This window comes from Reyranella sp. CPCC 100927, assembly GCF_007859315.1.
GTDB lineage: Bacteria > Pseudomonadota > Alphaproteobacteria > Reyranellales > Reyranellaceae > Vineibacter.
In genome coordinates this window covers 1-14,824 of the sequence record NZ_VOHA01000021.1, presented here as the reverse complement: position 1 = coordinate 14,824, position 14,824 = coordinate 1, and the positions used below count along the sequence as shown (strand labels likewise).

Annotated in this window: 11 protein-coding genes; 2 read left to right on the top strand and 9 right to left on the bottom strand. The window is 66.5% G+C overall.

Annotated elements, in window-relative coordinates; translation table 11 throughout:
- Positions 1–91 precede the first annotated feature (91 nt).
- Positions 92–1,642: a peptidoglycan DD-metalloendopeptidase family protein gene (locus FQU96_RS33440; RefSeq protein ID WP_178130866.1), complete on the top strand. Its 1,551-nt coding sequence runs from the start codon at positions 92–94 to the stop codon at positions 1,640–1,642.
- Entirely contained in the window at positions 1,639–3,609 is a 1,971-nt protein-coding gene (gene mrdA / locus FQU96_RS33435; RefSeq protein WP_146545743.1) for a penicillin-binding protein 2, read from the top strand. Before FQU96_RS33440 ends, mrdA begins: the two co-directional genes overlap by 4 nt.
- A 3-nt stretch (positions 3,610–3,612) precedes the next feature.
- Here the strand turns inward: mrdA and FQU96_RS33430 are convergent, their stop codons facing one another.
- From FQU96_RS33430 to infB, 9 genes are all read right to left on the bottom strand, one after another.
- A complete protein-coding gene (locus tag FQU96_RS33430; RefSeq protein ID WP_146545742.1) occupies positions 3,613–4,053 on the bottom strand; it encodes a DsrE/DsrF/DrsH-like family protein in 441 nt (146 codons plus the stop codon).
- The gene (locus FQU96_RS33425) at positions 4,043–4,876 is read right to left on the bottom strand and encodes a molybdopterin-synthase adenylyltransferase MoeB (RefSeq protein ID WP_146545741.1); all 834 of its coding nucleotides are present in this window, start codon (positions 4,874–4,876) and stop codon (positions 4,043–4,045) included. The genes FQU96_RS33430 and FQU96_RS33425 overlap by 11 nt, the downstream gene beginning before the upstream one ends.
- A 201-nt stretch (positions 4,877–5,077) precedes the next feature.
- The gene (cysK, locus tag FQU96_RS33420; RefSeq protein WP_146545740.1) at positions 5,078–6,067 is read right to left on the bottom strand and encodes a cysteine synthase A; all 990 of its coding nucleotides are present in this window, start codon (positions 6,065–6,067) and stop codon (positions 5,078–5,080) included.
- A 189-nt stretch (positions 6,068–6,256) separates the two neighbouring features.
- Positions 6,257–8,416: a polyribonucleotide nucleotidyltransferase gene (gene pnp, locus FQU96_RS33415; protein ID WP_146545739.1), complete on the bottom strand. Its 2,160-nt coding sequence runs from the start codon at positions 8,414–8,416 to the stop codon at positions 6,257–6,259.
- A gap of 209 nt (positions 8,417–8,625) precedes the next feature.
- Positions 8,626–8,895: a 30S ribosomal protein S15 gene (rpsO, locus tag FQU96_RS33410; protein ID WP_146545738.1), complete on the bottom strand. Its 270-nt coding sequence runs from the start codon at positions 8,893–8,895 to the stop codon at positions 8,626–8,628.
- 14 nt (positions 8,896–8,909) lie between these two features.
- The gene (truB, locus tag FQU96_RS33405; RefSeq protein ID WP_146545737.1) at positions 8,910–9,917 is read right to left on the bottom strand and encodes a tRNA pseudouridine(55) synthase TruB; all 1,008 of its coding nucleotides are present in this window, start codon (positions 9,915–9,917) and stop codon (positions 8,910–8,912) included.
- A 43-nt stretch (positions 9,918–9,960) separates the two neighbouring features.
- Positions 9,961–11,277: a hypothetical protein gene (locus FQU96_RS33400; protein ID WP_146545736.1), complete on the bottom strand. Its 1,317-nt coding sequence runs from the start codon at positions 11,275–11,277 to the stop codon at positions 9,961–9,963.
- A 431-nt stretch (positions 11,278–11,708) separates the two neighbouring features.
- Entirely contained in the window at positions 11,709–12,155 is a 447-nt protein-coding gene (gene rbfA, locus FQU96_RS33395) for a 30S ribosome-binding factor RbfA (protein WP_146545735.1), read from the bottom strand.
- 48 nt (positions 12,156–12,203) lie between these two features.
- Positions 12,204–14,824, bottom strand: a 2,621-nt coding sequence (gene infB, locus FQU96_RS33390) for a translation initiation factor IF-2 (RefSeq protein WP_146545734.1), incomplete at its 5' end; no start/stop codon positions are given.

Sequence of the window (14,824 nt, the reverse complement as noted above, 5' to 3'; positions counted from 1 at the left end):
AGAGGAGCGCCGTTCTCCCCTTCTGTTTCTCCGAGATGCGTGAATGTCTCATCGGCCGACTTCATCGGAACAATCTTCAAATAGCACTCATGTGCCCAACAGCGTCGCCGGCAGCGTGGCGCCGCAGCCGACATTGGTGGTCATCGGTCACGCCGAGTCATCGACCCGCCGCTGGATGAAACGACTCGCCGGGCTTGGCGGCGTGGTGCTGCTGGCGATCATCGGTGCATCGGTACTCGACCAGGAGGCGCCGCCATCGTCACGAACGGCCGGCGACGTGGCGTCGGCCGACCTGCCGGTGCCCACCGCCGATGATGACCCGCAGGACGTGCCGGCACCGACGACAGAGGCGACGGCGCAACCGCAGACCGCACCCACACCGCCCGAGCCTGCATTCGGCCCCGACATTCAGGTTCCGGCAGCCCCGGCGGAAACCGCTCCTGCAACACCAACGCCGGATGCCGCCCCGATACCAACCCAGGACAGCGCCGCCGATACGCCGCAACCGGTCGAGTCGTATGTGACGATCGTGCGTATGGAGAAAGGCGACACCGTCAGCAGCGTGCTGGAGGATCTCGATTTCGCACCGGAGGAAGTCGGCAAGGCGGTCCGCGCGCTCTCGTCCCGCCTGAAGCTCACGCGCCTGCAGGTTGGTCAGGCCTTGACCCTCGAAGTCCGTGCCCCCTCGGACGACGACGCAAAACCGGTGCTGGAGGCTTTGACCATCCGGCCCGACGCGCGCCGCGAAATCACGCTGCGGCGTGACGATGAAGGTGCCTATAGCGCGGCGGAGAAGATTTTCGAGGTGATCGCCAAGCTCGCACGCGCCTCTGGCACCGTGGACGGATCGCTGATCGCCAGCGCCGACGACGCCGGCGTGCCACGAGCGGCACTGGCCGAGATGGTGCGTGCCTTCTCGTGGGATGTGAATTTCCAGCACGACATGAAGGTCGGTGATCGCTTTGCCATCCTGATCGAGCAGTCATGGACCACCGACGGCAGGCTGGTGGATTCCGGCCGCCTGCTGTGGGCCGAACTGACCACCGGCGCGGGGCGACAGACCTACAGTATCTATCGCTTCCGGCCGCACGGCGGTGCCGACTCGTTCTACGACGCCAACGGCCGAAGCGTGGTGAAGGCGCTGCTGCGCACCCCGCTGAACCTCAGCCGGATCTCGTCGCATTTCGGCATGCGCCGCCATCCGGTCCTCGGCTTCAGCCGTATGCACAGGGGCATCGATTTCGCAGCGCCACCCGGCACACCGATCCTGGCCGCCGGCGACGGCCAGGTCGTACAAGCCGGCCGCAACGGCGGGTATGGCAATTGGGTGAAGCTGCGTCACAGCCGCAGCCTGGCCACCGGCTACGCACACATGTCTCGCGTCGCCCGCGGCATGCGGGCCGGCAAGCGAGTCCGTCAGGGCCAGGTCATCGGCTTTGTCGGCAGCACCGGCCTGTCAACGGGACCGCACCTGCATTTCGAACTGCACCGCAACGGCACGCCGGTGAATCCGCTGACCGTCGCCCGCACGGCGCTGCGTGCCAGCCTGGCCGGTGCCGACCTGGCGCGTTTCAAGACGATCGTCGCCCAGGTCGAGCGGGCGCGCACGAGCGCCGACGTGCTGGGGACAGCGCAGCCGTGAAACGCGACACCGAGCGATATGGCCTGTTCGCCCGTCGTGCCCTGATCCTGGGCGGACTGAAAGCAGGTCTGGTGGGCGTGCTGGGCGCGCGGCTCTACTGGCTGCATGCCGTCGATGGCGAAAAGTACAAAGTCCTCGCCGAGGAAAACCGTATCAACACCCGGCCGCTGACCCCGGCGCGCGGCCTGATCTTCGATCGCAACGGCGCGCCGCTGGCGACCAATCGCAGCACCTACCGGGTAACGATGACGATCGACGAAGGCCGTGCGGCCTTGGCGATGCGACAGGCGGAGACGGTGCTGCGGCGACTTGAGCGCGTGTTCGCCATCAACGCGACGGAACGCGAGCGCATCCTGGCGCAGGTGCGACGCAGCCGGGCACTCGTGCCCATCACCATTCGCGAGAACCTCTCCTGGGAAGAGGTGGCGCGCATCGAGTTCAATACGCCTGACCTGCCGGGCGTTGCCATTGATCCCGGCTGGATCCGGCACTATCCGTATGCCGAGCCCGTGAGCCACGTTGTCGGCTATGTCGGCCGTGTCTCCGAGGACGATCTGCGCGACAGCGACGATCCCGTGCTCGAACTGCCGGGCATGCGCATCGGGAAGAAAGGCATCGAGAAGGGTGCCGAAGCGATGCTGCGCGGCAGACCCGGCGGCGTGCAGGTCGAAGTCAATGCCCGCGGCCGCGTGGTGCGCGAATTGGATCGCGTCGAGAGCGAGGCTGGCAGCAACATCCAGCTCACCATCGACCTGCCGCTGCAGCAGTTTGTCGCTGACCGGTTGGCCGAGCAGAGTGCGTCGGCCGTGGTGATGGACGCCATCACCGGCGACATCCTCGCCCTGGCATCGACACCGAGCTTCGACAGCAACGCCTTCGCGCGCACGATCACGTCGTCCGAATGGCGCGATCTGCTGAACAATCCCCGCAAGCCGCTGCTCGACAAAGCCGTGCAGGGTCAGTATCCACCCGGCTCGACCTACAAGATGGTCACCGCACTCGCCGCCTTGGAAGGTCGCACGCTCGGCCTGTCGGAGCGCCTGTTCTGCGGCGGCTTCATCGAACTGCCGGGCAAGGGCCAGAAGAAATACTGCTGGATTCACCCCGGTGGTCACGGCTGGCTGAACGTGACTGAAGCCTTGGAGCAATCCTGCGACTGCTTTTTCTACGAGGCCGCCAGACGCGCCACGGTCGATCGCATCGCCGAGGTCGCGACCAAGCTGGGATTTGGGGCGTCCACGCGGGTCGGTCTCCCGGAGGAGGCCGACGGACTGCAGCCGACGCGTGCCTGGAAACGCGACCGCGGGACGGCACCCTGGGGTGTCGGCGACACCTATAATCTCGGTATCGGACAGGGCGCGATGCTGGCGACGCCGCTGCAGCTGGCCCTGATGACAGCGCGGATCGCCAATGGCGGGCACGCCGTGCAGCCGCGGTTGATCGCCGCCAGCGCCGGCCCGACCGGGACGCTGCAGGCGCTGCCGGTGCAAACGAAGCCGGCATCAAGGAGCCTTGGCTTTCGCCCTCAGAACCTGCGCGCCATTCAGACCGGCATGGACATGGTGGTCAACAGCCCCAGCGGCACGGCCCACCGCGCGCGTATCCCCGAGGCGCACCTGGCCATGGCCGGCAAGACGGGCACGGCGCAGGTCAAGCGCATCACCGAGAGCGAGCGCCGCCGGCGTGTCGCGCAAGCCGATCTGCCGTGGCATCTGCGCCACCATGCGCTGTTCGTCGGCTACGCGCCCACCGACGCGCCCCGCTACGCCTGCGCCGTCGTCGTCGAACACGGCATCGGCGGTTCGGTTACGGCAGCGCCGCTCGCCCGCGACATCCTGCGCGAAACACAGAAGATCGATCCAGCGCGACGACCCGAGCGCTTCGAGAGCGCCGGGCACGACGGCGATCGGCCGGTCGAAGCCAGCACAACACCACCAGCGGCACGTCAGGGCCGCGACAGCAACTGAGATCTACAGCGTCACGATCTGCGCACCCGGTGGTGTCGCATCGAGCAGTGTGACGATGCCGGCAATCTCGTGCGGCACATCGCGGCGCAGGGCCGCGGAATCGATGCCTTGCGCCCGCAAGCCCATCTCACAGACGATGACGCGTACCCTCAGCTCAACGCAAGCCGACAGCAACGTCTCGAAGTCGCCGACGCCACGCTCCTTGAACCGGGTGTCAGTCTCCTCGCCACGCTTGGCTTGCGCGAGTGGATCGGCCGGCAGGCTTCGCCATCCCGGCTGGCCCTGAGCATCATGCGTCAGCGCACGCAGCGCACCCTGGGTGAAGAACAGGGTCACATGGCGACCGATGGCGCTGGCGGCACTGGCCATGGCCAGCGCGTAGTGCACCCGCTCGTAGTCGCCCGACAGCGCGATGATCGACAGCGCCGGTGCGTCAGTCGCCACAGTAGGCCTCCGCGTAGCTGGCCTGCGCCATAGGCGAATCGAGCGCGGTGATGGCAGGCTTCGTGCCGCACAGCGGGCAATCAGCGCGCCGCGCCACGGTCAGACGCTCGACGCGTGCATCCAGCGCATCGTACAGCAGCAGCTTGCCGGCAAGCGATTCGCCGATGCCGAGGATCTCCTTCACCACTTCGGTCGCCTGCCACGTGCCGATGGTGCCGGCCATGGCGCCCAGCACGCCCGCTGCCGCGCAACTCGGCACCGCGTCGGGCGGCGGCGGTTCGGGGAAGACACAGCGGTAGCACGGATACGGTGCGCCCAGATGCGGCTTGTACGTGGAAAGTTGCCCCTCGAAGCGCAGGATGGCGGCGGCGACCAACGTCCGCTTGGCCAGGAAGCAGGCGTCGGTGAGGAGATAGCGGGTGGCGAAATTGTCCGAGCCGTCGGCGATCACGTCGTAGTCGGCCACCAGCGCCAGCGCATTGCCCGGAGACAGGCGCACCTGATGCGCCACCACGTGCACTTCGGGATTGATCTCGGCCAGGGCCCGCTGGGCACTCGTGACCTTCGCAACACCGACGTCGGCCGTACGATGGATCACCTGCCGCTGCAGGTTGGACAACGACACCGTATCGTGATCGATGACGCCGATGGTGCCGACACCCGCCGCGGCAAGATACTGCAGCAGCGGCGCGCCCAGTCCCCCGGCACCCACCACCAGCACGCGCGCCGCGCGCAGCTTCGCCTGCCCCGTGCCGCCGATCTCGGGCAGGATGATGTGCCGCGCGTAGCGGTGGAGCTCGGCCTCGGTGAAATCGAGGTTCATGTTCTTAGCCCTCTCCGCCCGCGCGGCGAGGGGGAGAGGGAGAGGCCCATGCCGAAGGCATGGGAGGGTGAGGTGGGCGCTGGCCCCGAACGCGATCTCACTGGAAACGCCCGGTTCGTCTTCAACACCCACCTCACCCTCCCATCGCTGACGCGATGGGCCCCTCCCTCTCCCCCCACGTCGTGGGCGGAGAGGGTTAAATCAATACCCGTCGAACAACGAAGTCGACAGGTAGCGCTCGGCGAAGGACGGCACGATCACGACGATGCGCTTGCCGGCGTTCTCGGGTTTCTGGGCCAGTTCCAACGCCGCTGCGATCGCTGCACCGGAGGAGATGCCGACGGGCAATCCTTCCAGGGCCGCCACCTCGCGCGACACGGTGAAAGCCGAGCTGTTCGCAACGCGCAGGATGCCATCGATCACGCCGCGGTTGAGGATGTCAGGCACGAAGCCGGCGCCGATGCCCTGGATCGGGTGCGGCCCGGGATTGCCGCCCGACAGCACGGCACTGTCTTCCGGCTCGACAGCGTAAACCTTGAGGTTCGGCAGGCGCGGCTTCAGCACCTCGCCGACACCGGTGATGGTGCCGCCGGTGCCGACGCCAGAGATGAAGATGTCGAGCTTGCCGCCGGTGTCCTGCCAGATCTCCTCCGCCGTGGTGCGCCGGTGGATTTCGGGATTGGCGCTGTTGCGGAACTGCTGCGGCATGAAGCTGTCGGGAATGGTGGCCAGCAGCTCCTCGGCGCGCGCGATCGAGCCGCGCATGCCCTTCTCGCGTGGCGTCAGTTCCAGCTCGGCACCCAGGAAGCGCAGCATCTTGCGCCGTTCGATGGACATCGACTCCGGCATGGTGAGGATCAGCCGATAACCCTTGGCGGCGGCGACGAAGGCCAACCCGATGCCGGTGTTGCCCGACGTTGGCTCCACCAGGGTCGATTTGCCTGGCGTGATGCGGCCGGCTTTTTCCGCCGCCTCGATCATCGCCAGCCCGATACGGTCCTTCACCGACGCCAGCGGATTGAAGAATTCCAGCTTGGCCAGGATCTCGGCGGTAACCTCGTGCTTGGCGGCGAACTTGCCGAGCCGCACCAACGGCGTGGCACCGATCGTATCGACGATGCTGTCGTAGATCTTGCCGCGAAACTCCGGCTTGGACTCGATAGCTGGCGCGGAGTTCTGGGCTGCGGCCATGGCGGTTCCCCTCACGTTCAGGTCATTTCACATATCGATGACGTAAGACAGAACGGCCGGCCGTTCAAGCAGGGCGCGGATTAGATTCCCTTAAGCGCTTTCATGGTTCCTCTCCTGTAAGCTTGCGGGAGAGGTGAAAAGAAAACGGCGGCCGATCGGCCGCCGTTTGTTTGGTTTGTCGCCCTGCCGTCAGACCGGCTGGGGCGCGCTGGCCGGATCGACGCCGTCGCGCGGCGGCCGGGGCTCGCGCGGGAGGTCGGCGCCGGTCTGCTGATCGACGACCTTCATCGACAGCTTGACCTTGCCGCGGTCGTCGACGCCCAGCACCTTGACCTTGACCTGGTCGCCTTCCTTCAGCACGTCGCTGACCTTGGCGATGCGCCGCGGTGCGATCTCGCTGATATGCACCAGCCCATCGCGGGTGCCGAGGAAGTTCACGAAGGCGCCGAACTCGACGATCTTCACGACCTTGCCGTTGTAGACCGTGCCGACCTCGGGTTCGGCGACGATGCCCTTGATCCAGTCGATGGCGGCCTGGCCGGCCTTGGCGTCGACCGCCGCCACCTTCACCGTGCCGTCGTCCTCGATGTCGATCTTGGCGCCGGTCTGCTCGACGATCTCGCGGATCACCTTGCCGCCGGTGCCGATCACTTCACGGATCTTGTCCTTGGGGATGTTGATCACGGTGATGCGCGGCGCGTTCTGGCTGACGCTCTCGCGGGCGCCGCCGATGCCCTTGGCCATCTCGCCCAGGATGTGCAGGCGGCCTTCACGCGCCTGGGCCAGCGCCACCTTCATGATCTCCTCGGTGATCGAGGTGATCTTGATGTCCATCTGCAGGGCGGTGACACCGTTGTCGGTGCCGGCGACCTTGAAGTCCATGTCGCCGAGGTGGTCCTCGTCACCCAGGATGTCGGTCAGCACCGCGAAGCGGTCGCCTTCCTTGATCAGGCCCATGGCGATGCCCGCCACCGGCCGCGACAGCGGCACGCCGGCGTCCATCAGCGACAGCGAAGCGCCGCACACCGAGGCCATCGACGAGCTGCCGTTGCTCTCGGTGATCTCCGACACGACACGCACCGTGTAGGGGAACTTCTCCTTGGGCGGCAGCATCGGCCGGATGGCGCGCCAGGCGAGCTTGCCGTGGCCGATCTCCCGGCGGCCGGGCGAGCCCATGCGCCGCACTTCGCCGACCGAGTAGGGTGGGAAGTTGTAGTGCAGCATGAAGTGCTCGCGGTACTCGCCCTCGAGCGCATCGATGATCTGCTCGTCCTGGCCGGTGCCGAGCGTGGCGACAACCAGGGCCTGGGTCTCGCCGCGGGTGAACAGCGACGAGCCATGCGCGCGCGGCAGGATGCCGACTTCGGCCACGATGGGACGCACCGTCTTGGTGTCGCGACCGTCGATGCGATGGCCGGTGTCGAGGATGGCGTTGCGCACCACGTCGGCCTCGAGGTTGCCGAACTGCTCGCCCAGCGCGGCCAGTGCCGGCGCATCCTCGGCGAACAGGGTCTTGGCCTGCGCCTTCACGGCGGCGACCTTGTCCTGGCGTGCCTGCTTCTTCACCTCGCGATAGGCATCGGCGAGGCCCGAGCGCAGGTCGGTCTTCAGCTTCTCGGCGACGCGTTTGGCATCGGCCGACGGCTCGCTGAGCGGCCACGGCTCCTTGGCGCAATGCTCGGCGAGCTGGATGATGGCGTCGATCACCGGCTGGAACGAGCGATGGCCGGCCATGACGGCGCCCAGCATCACGTCCTCGGGCAGTTCCTTGGCCTCCGACTCGACCATCAGCACGCCTTCCTTGGTGCCGGCGACGACCAGGTCGAGATCGCTCTGCTCGACCTGCGTGAGGGTCGGGTTGATCACGTACTGGCCATCGATGCGGCCGACGCGCGCGGCGCCGATCGGACCCAGGAACGGGATGCCGCTGATGGTGAGCGCGGCCGAAGCGGCGATCAGCGACACGATATCGGGATCGTTCTCCATGTCGTGCGACAGCACGGTGACCACGACCAGGGTCTCGTTGCGGAACGTCTCATGGAACAGCGGCCGGATCGGCCGGTCGATCAGACGCGAGACCAGGACTTCCTTTTCGCTGGGCCGGCCCTCGCGCTTGAAGAAGCCGCCGGGGATCTTGCCGGCGGCAAACGCCTTCTCCTGGTAGTTCACCGTGAGAGGGAAAAAATCGATGCCGGGCCGCGGTTCCTTGGCGGCCACCACGGCCGCCAGCACGCTGGTGCCGCCCAGATGCGCCATCACGGCGCCATCGGCCTGGCGGGCGATCTTGCCCGTTTCGAGGACCAGCTTGCGTCCGGCCCAATCGAGTTCCTTCCTGTATACGTCAAACATCTTCTTCTCTTCCTTTCCCTACCGGCCGGACGCCCCCGCGACGCCGACCGCCCGGCTCCGCCCCATGCGAAACCGGGACCGACAGGATGATTCGCTCTCGCCCGCATCCCATCGGTTGCGCTGACAATGCCGGCAGTGCCGACCGTTTCCTCGGGGAATCGGCCTTGCCGACGCGAAAAGGCCCCGCCGTGAGGACGGGGCCTAGTTTCCTAGCGACGCAGGCCGAGGCGATCGATCAGACCCTCGTACCGCTTGTGGTCCCTGGACTTCAGATAGTCCAGGAGCCGGCGGCGCTGGCTGACCATCTTGAGCAGGCCGCGCCGCGAATGATGATCCTTCGTGTGGCCCTTGAAGTGCTCGGTGAGGTTGTTGATCCGCTCGCTCAGCAGGGCCACCTGCACTTCGGGCGAGCCGGTATCGCCGTCCTTGACGGCGTATTGCTTGACGATCTCAGTCTTCTTTTCAGCCGTAATCGACATCGGGGACTCCCGGATCAAAGGTTGAGGACGCGCACTGGCCGGACCAGCCCCGCGTCGATCCGAGCGATTGCCACCAGCCTGTTCCCTGCCATGGCCCGCACGACGCCCTTGCTGGCGTCCGTGGCAGGTCCGGCCGATCCTTCGGCGGGCGACATCGTCCCAATCGGCGCCGCTGGGCGGCCGCCTTCCTCGGGCAGCTTCACGGCCATTCCCTGGGAAAGCCGCTGTGCTTCGCGATCCGTCAAGGCCAGCGCCGGGATGTCGTCCAGCGCGGTCACAACGGGCCGCAGGTACCCGAAGAGCGCGGATGTATGCCCCAAATCCACCGGTGGGGAAAGAACATTTCCCGCCGCATCGCCGGCCGCCGCGATCAGCGTGTCCAGTGACACGGCCTCGGTCTCATGGAAGGGCCCGCAGGCCGTCCGCCGCAGCGTGGCGACATGTCCCACCGTCCCCAGGGCCTGGGCAATATCGCGTGCCAGCGACCGGATATAGGTGCCCTTGCCGCAGCGTACCCACAAGATCGGCGAATCGTCAGTTCCCTCGAGAAACTGTATGTCGTGAATTTCCACTTGGCGCGGGGCCAGTTCGACCTCGGCCCCGCCACGCGCCAGGGCGTAGGCCCGCTGGCCAGCCACTTTGAGAGCGGAAAATGCCGGCGGACGCTGTTCGATCCGTCCGCGAAAGCGGTCCAGGACCGCGACCAGGGCCGCATCGGAAGGGCGCACGTCGGAGGTGGCGACAACGTCGCCCTCGGCGTCGTCGGTCGCCGTGGCGATCCCCCAGCGGATGGTGAACCGGTACTCCTTGGCCCCATCCATCACCCAGGCCACGGTCTTGGTGGCTTCGCCGAGCGCGATGGGCAACACGCCGCTGGCCAGCGGATCGAGCGTGCCGCCATGGCCCACCTTGGCAGCGCCGAACAGGCGGCGTACCCGCGCTACGGCCTGAGCCGAACTCAGTCCCAGTGGCTTGTCGAGAGCGAGCCAGCCATCGATCTTATTCCCGCGCCGCTTGGCCATGCGGGGGCTTCTACAGGAACGAGGCGTGAGCCGGAAGTGATCATCACCACGGGCCCGCCCCATCGACGGGTGTTTTTTTGTCGACCACATTGCACGCACTCAAGAACCGATAGGCCTTGATGGCGTAGGCGCTCCAGGCACTGTGAGGCATGACGTTGGCGCCGACGCCGGGGGCGCGGAACTCGAAGATCGGCGCGTCGACCGTGACGAGGTCACTGATCACGACCTCATCCATCTTGGTGCCAAGCGCCCCGGAACCACGCAGCCGAGGCTCACCGTGGACGTCGAAGTACATCTTGAGATTTTTTCTCTTCCACCACCTGTGGGGGTGAGCGGCGGCGGTCAGGAGATCCGTGCCGTTTGTCATGGCGGTCAACCAGTCCCGCCGGGTGATCTCGATCTGGACCCGTTGGTCCCCCTGTAATTCCTTGTAGTCGGTGATGAGGCGGTCGATGAGCCAGCCGTCGGGATTCATGGCGGGGGTGTAGGCCGCCGGGTTGATGGCGGGCATGACGGTCGCGCAGATATAGTCGACCCAGTCGCGAGGCGCCTGTTGGTAGCGCTGCCGCTCGTCGTCGGGCAGCTGCCGGAACAGGGCGCCGAAGTCCGTCCGCGACATGATGAACCACAGTTGCTTGACAGCGCCGAGACCTTGGCCGGAATTGCTCGCACCGCGATGGAGATAGGCGCCAATAAGGCTCACGAGGCTGCGCATCTCTCTGGACGGCACATGATCGGGCCACTTCGGATCTGGCGTCTTCTTTGCCTCGAAAGTGTTGGAGATGCTGTCCAGCAGCTTGACGTAGGGAGCCTTCTCCACACCCAGAAAGATGTCCGAAGCCTCCGTATTTTGGGCCAGTATCTTGAAGACCTTCCGCAGCTTCTCAAGGGCGATCCCACCCGTGATCTGCGGAAAGCCGATGACTTCCGTCCTGTTGGGCATGTCCCATTTCAGAAGAAAGGGCGGATATTGGCCAAAAAGCGCCGGCGCATCCGAGCGGACGACCCACGGGCAGTTCGTCCTGCGCGCGTTGATGGTGAACAGAGTCTCGATCTCATCGATCGTCGCCTCGAGGTTCGTCATGGTCGTGCCCAAGTGGACGGCGCCATCGCCGGCGATGGGTACATGCGTGACGACGAACTCGACGTCGTCACCATCCGGCACCGCGTACCAGCCGGCTGAACGTGAAAGGACGACGCTCTTGCTGAAAAATGACGGCTTCGCCGTGATCGCTTCCGCTTGTCGTTTCAGCTCGACCCAATCCTCGGCCGCCTGGAGTCGGCACAGGTCGATTTCCTGTTTGCGGGTGATCCGGTAGATCTTCAACGTCGGAGATTGGAATTCGAATCCCACCGCCATGGCGCGTCCCTCCGTACGTGCAAATCGACTGCGGGCTCGTGCCTCACAATGCGACTCATTCTACGGAACGGCTTGTCGCCGACCACACACAGCACGCAGACACAACCGGTTCCGGGCTAAAAACTTGTCTCGACGTTTCCGATCTCGGAGTGCTCGCGCCTGCGTGCAGCTATTATTCTTGCGCTTCGATGCAGAGCGCCGCGTCGCGTGTGCAGGCCCTCGCGCGCCGAGCGAGCACCCGTCGACGACGTAACCGCCAAGCTCTGATCAGCGCTGAGGTAAATGCCGGTCCGGAAAATCAGGCTGCCCGAAAAGCCGGCTTCTCGTAGAGGACCCGATCAAGGATGCGGTCGAGGTGACGCTGGCTTCGCCGCGATCAAACAGCGTCTCATCGACCCGAAGATTGGCGATGAAAGCTGGCAGTCCCGCCGTCACTCCTTGCGCTCTGCCTCGTCCGATGGCTCGAGGTCACGCGCCACATCCGGCGAGTTCAGCAGCTCGCCGATGCGATGCGCATGATCGAAGCTACGGTCGAACTCGAAACTGAAATCGGGCGCATTCCGCAGTTCCACGCGCTGCGCCACCTGGGCGCGGAAGTAAGGCGCCGCCCGCCGCAACGCCGCCATCAAACGCTCGCGATCCGCACCACCCAACGGCACCACGAACGCCGTGGCGCGTCGCAGGTCGGGGCTGACATCGACTTCGGTGACGGTGATGGAGGCCCCGCGCAGATCCGGGTCGCGCATGTCGCCGCGTTCCAGAACCGCGGCGAGCACATGACGTAGTTCCTCGCCGACGCGCAGCTGGCGCGGCGTCTTGGTGCGCCCGGCGGCAGAGTCGCCGCCGCGGGCCCGCTCGGTGCGGCGGGGGCGGGACATGGCCTCGTTCCTTACCTGCCTTCCCCCGCGGACGGGGGAAGGCACTCCTTACAGCGTCGGACGGACTTCCTCGACGTCGAAGCACTCGATGATATCGCCGGGGCGGATGTCCTCGTAGTTCTCGAACGCCATGCCGCATTCGAACCCGGTGCCGACCTCGCGCACCTCGTCTTTGAAGCGCTTGAGCGTCTTGAGCGTGCCTTCATGGATGACCGTGTTGTCGCGCAGCAGGCGGACCTTGGCGCCGCGCTTGACCTGGCCTTCCGTGACGTAGCAGCCGCCGACGTTGCCGACCTTGGTGATCTTGAACACCTGCCGGATCTCGGCGTTGCCCAGGAAGCTTTCCTTGTAGGTCGGATCGAGCAGGCCGGTCATCAACGCCTTCACGTCGTCGACGACGTTGTAGATGATCGAGTAGTAGCGGATCTCGACCTTGTCGCGCCGTGACATCTCGCGTGCCTGCGGATTGGCGCGCACGTTGAAGCCGATGATCAACGCGTTCGAGGCGCGCGCGAGGGTCACATCGGACTCGTTGATGCCACCGACGCCCGAGTAGAGCACGCGCACCGAGACCTTGTCGGTCGACAGCTTGCCGAGCGAGGCGGAAATCGCTTCGACCGAACCCTGCACGTCGGCCTTGATCACGACCGGCAGTTCCTTGGCGGTGCCTTCGCGGATGCCGGCCAGCATCTCCTCCAGCGTGCCGCGGCCACCAGCCGCCTTGGCCAGCTGCGTCTGACGATCACGCCGGGCGCGGTACTCGGCGATCTCTCGGGCACGGCTTTCGGTGTCGACGACGTGGAACTCGTCGCCCGCCTCCGGCGTGCCGTTGAGACCGAGCACCTCGACCGGGAAGGCGGGACCGGCGCTGTCGACGCTGGCGCCGCGATCGTCGACCAGGCGACGCACGCGGCCCCAGATCGCGCCGGCAACGAAGACGTCGCCGGAACGCAACGTGCCGCGCTGGACCAGTACGGTCGCAACGGAACCGCGGCCGGGGTCCAGCTTGGCCTCGACAATGGCGCCTTCCGCCGGACGATTCGGATTGGCCTTCAGGTCGAGCAGCTCGGCCTGCAGCAGGATCGCCTCTTCGAGCTTGTCGAGGTTGATCTTCTTCAGGGCCGAGACCTCGACCGACTGAACGTCGCCGCCGAACTCCTCGACCTGCACTTCGTGCTGCAGCAGAGCCTGACGTACGCGCGAGGCATCGGCGCCCGGCTTGTCGACCTTGTTGATGGCGACGATCATCGGCACGTTGGCGGCCTTGGCGTGCGCGATGGCCTCGATTGTCTGCGGCATGATGCCGTCATCGGCCGCCACGACCAGCACGACGATGTCCGTCACCTTGGCGCCGCGGGCGCGCATGGCGGTGAACGCCTCGTGGCCCGGCGTATCGAGGAAGGTGATCTTCTGCCCCGACGGCAGGTTCACCTGATAGGCACCGATATGCTGCGTGATGCCACCGGCTTCGTGCGCGGCGACGTCGGTCGCGCGCAAGGCATCGAGCAGCGATGTCTTGCCGTGATCGACATGGCCCATGATGGTGACGACCGGCGGCCGCGACTGGAGCGCGTCCTGCGCGTCCTGTTCGGCACCCAGACCGACCTCGATATCGCCCTCGGCGACACGCTTGGACGTGTGGCCCATTTCCGACACCACCAGCTCGGCAGTATCGGCATCCAGCGCATGGTTGATGGTGACGAGCTGGCCCATCTTCATCAGCGTGCGGATCACGTCGGCACCGCGCTCGCTCATGCGGTTGGCCAGTTCCTGGACCGAGATGGTCTCGGGAATAGTCACCTCGCGGTACACCTTCTGCGCCGGCTCGGCGGCGTACATCTTGCGCTTTTCTTTCTCGTTGGCGCGCCGCAGGGCAGCCATCGAGCGACCGCGTACCGTATCCTCGTCGTTGAGCGCGGCGCCGACGTCGATCCTGCCGGCACTGCGCCGCTTGGGGTCCTCTCGGCGACCGGGTGTTGCCGGCCGCTTGGGCGGCATCATCGGCGGACGGCGTAGTGCGCCGGCGGGGCCGGCACCGGCCGGACGTGCCGCCATACCGCCGGCCGGGCGCGGCGCACCCGGACCGGGCCGGGCTGCCGGCCGCTCGTCGCGGCCAGCATCGGCATCCATGAGTTGCTGCGCACGCTGGGCTGCCGCTGTCGATTGCGGCGCCTGAGCCTGTGCTTCGCGCAGGCGCTTCTGGAGCTGATCCTCAGCCTTACGCCGAGCATCTTCTTCCAGCTTCTTGCGCGCCTCTTCCTCGGCCGCGCGGCGCTCGGCTTCCTCGCGCTGCTTGCCCAGCCGCGCCTCTTCCTCGGCGCGCCGGCTCGCCTCTTCAATCGCACGCTGCCGGCGCAGCACTTCTTCCTTGCCGGCCTCGACCAAGGCTCGGGCGCGCGCTTCCTTCTCCTCATTCGTGAGGGTGCGCAACACCACACCACGGCCAGACGGCGCACGCGGCGGCAGCTGTCGGCCAGACGCACCGCCTGACCCGCCGCCAGGCGAGCCGGGACGCACAATGCGGGCGGGTGGCGACGACGTCGTGGTGCGGCCGGATGTCGATGCGGCAGGCGCAGCCGGACGCGTGGCGGGTGCAGCCGGTGCCGGACGCGCGCCGGATGCCGACGGCGTGGGCCGTGACGGTGCCGGCGGCGCCGGGGGCTGAGCCA

Excerpts from the sequence above, each read along its gene's own strand:
- FQU96_RS33425 (WP_146545741.1), bottom strand. The coding sequence starts at position 4,876 with ATGAACCTCGATTTCACCGAGGCCGAGCTCCACCGCTACGCGCGGCAC.
- cysK (WP_146545740.1), bottom strand. The coding sequence starts at position 6,067 with ATGGCCGCAGCCCAGAACTCCGCGCCAGCTATCGAGTCCAAGCCGGAG.
- pnp (WP_146545739.1), bottom strand. The coding sequence starts at position 8,416 with ATGTTTGACGTATACAGGAAGGAACTCGATTGGGCCGGACGCAAGCTG.
- rpsO (WP_146545738.1), bottom strand. The coding sequence starts at position 8,895 with ATGTCGATTACGGCTGAAAAGAAGACTGAGATCGTCAAGCAATACGCC.
- truB (WP_146545737.1), bottom strand. The coding sequence starts at position 9,917 with ATGGCCAAGCGGCGCGGGAATAAGATCGATGGCTGGCTCGCTCTCGAC.
- FQU96_RS33400 (WP_146545736.1), bottom strand. The coding sequence starts at position 11,277 with ATGGCGGTGGGATTCGAATTCCAATCTCCGACGTTGAAGATCTACCGG.
- rbfA (WP_146545735.1), bottom strand. The coding sequence starts at position 12,155 with ATGTCCCGCCCCCGCCGCACCGAGCGGGCCCGCGGCGGCGACTCTGCC.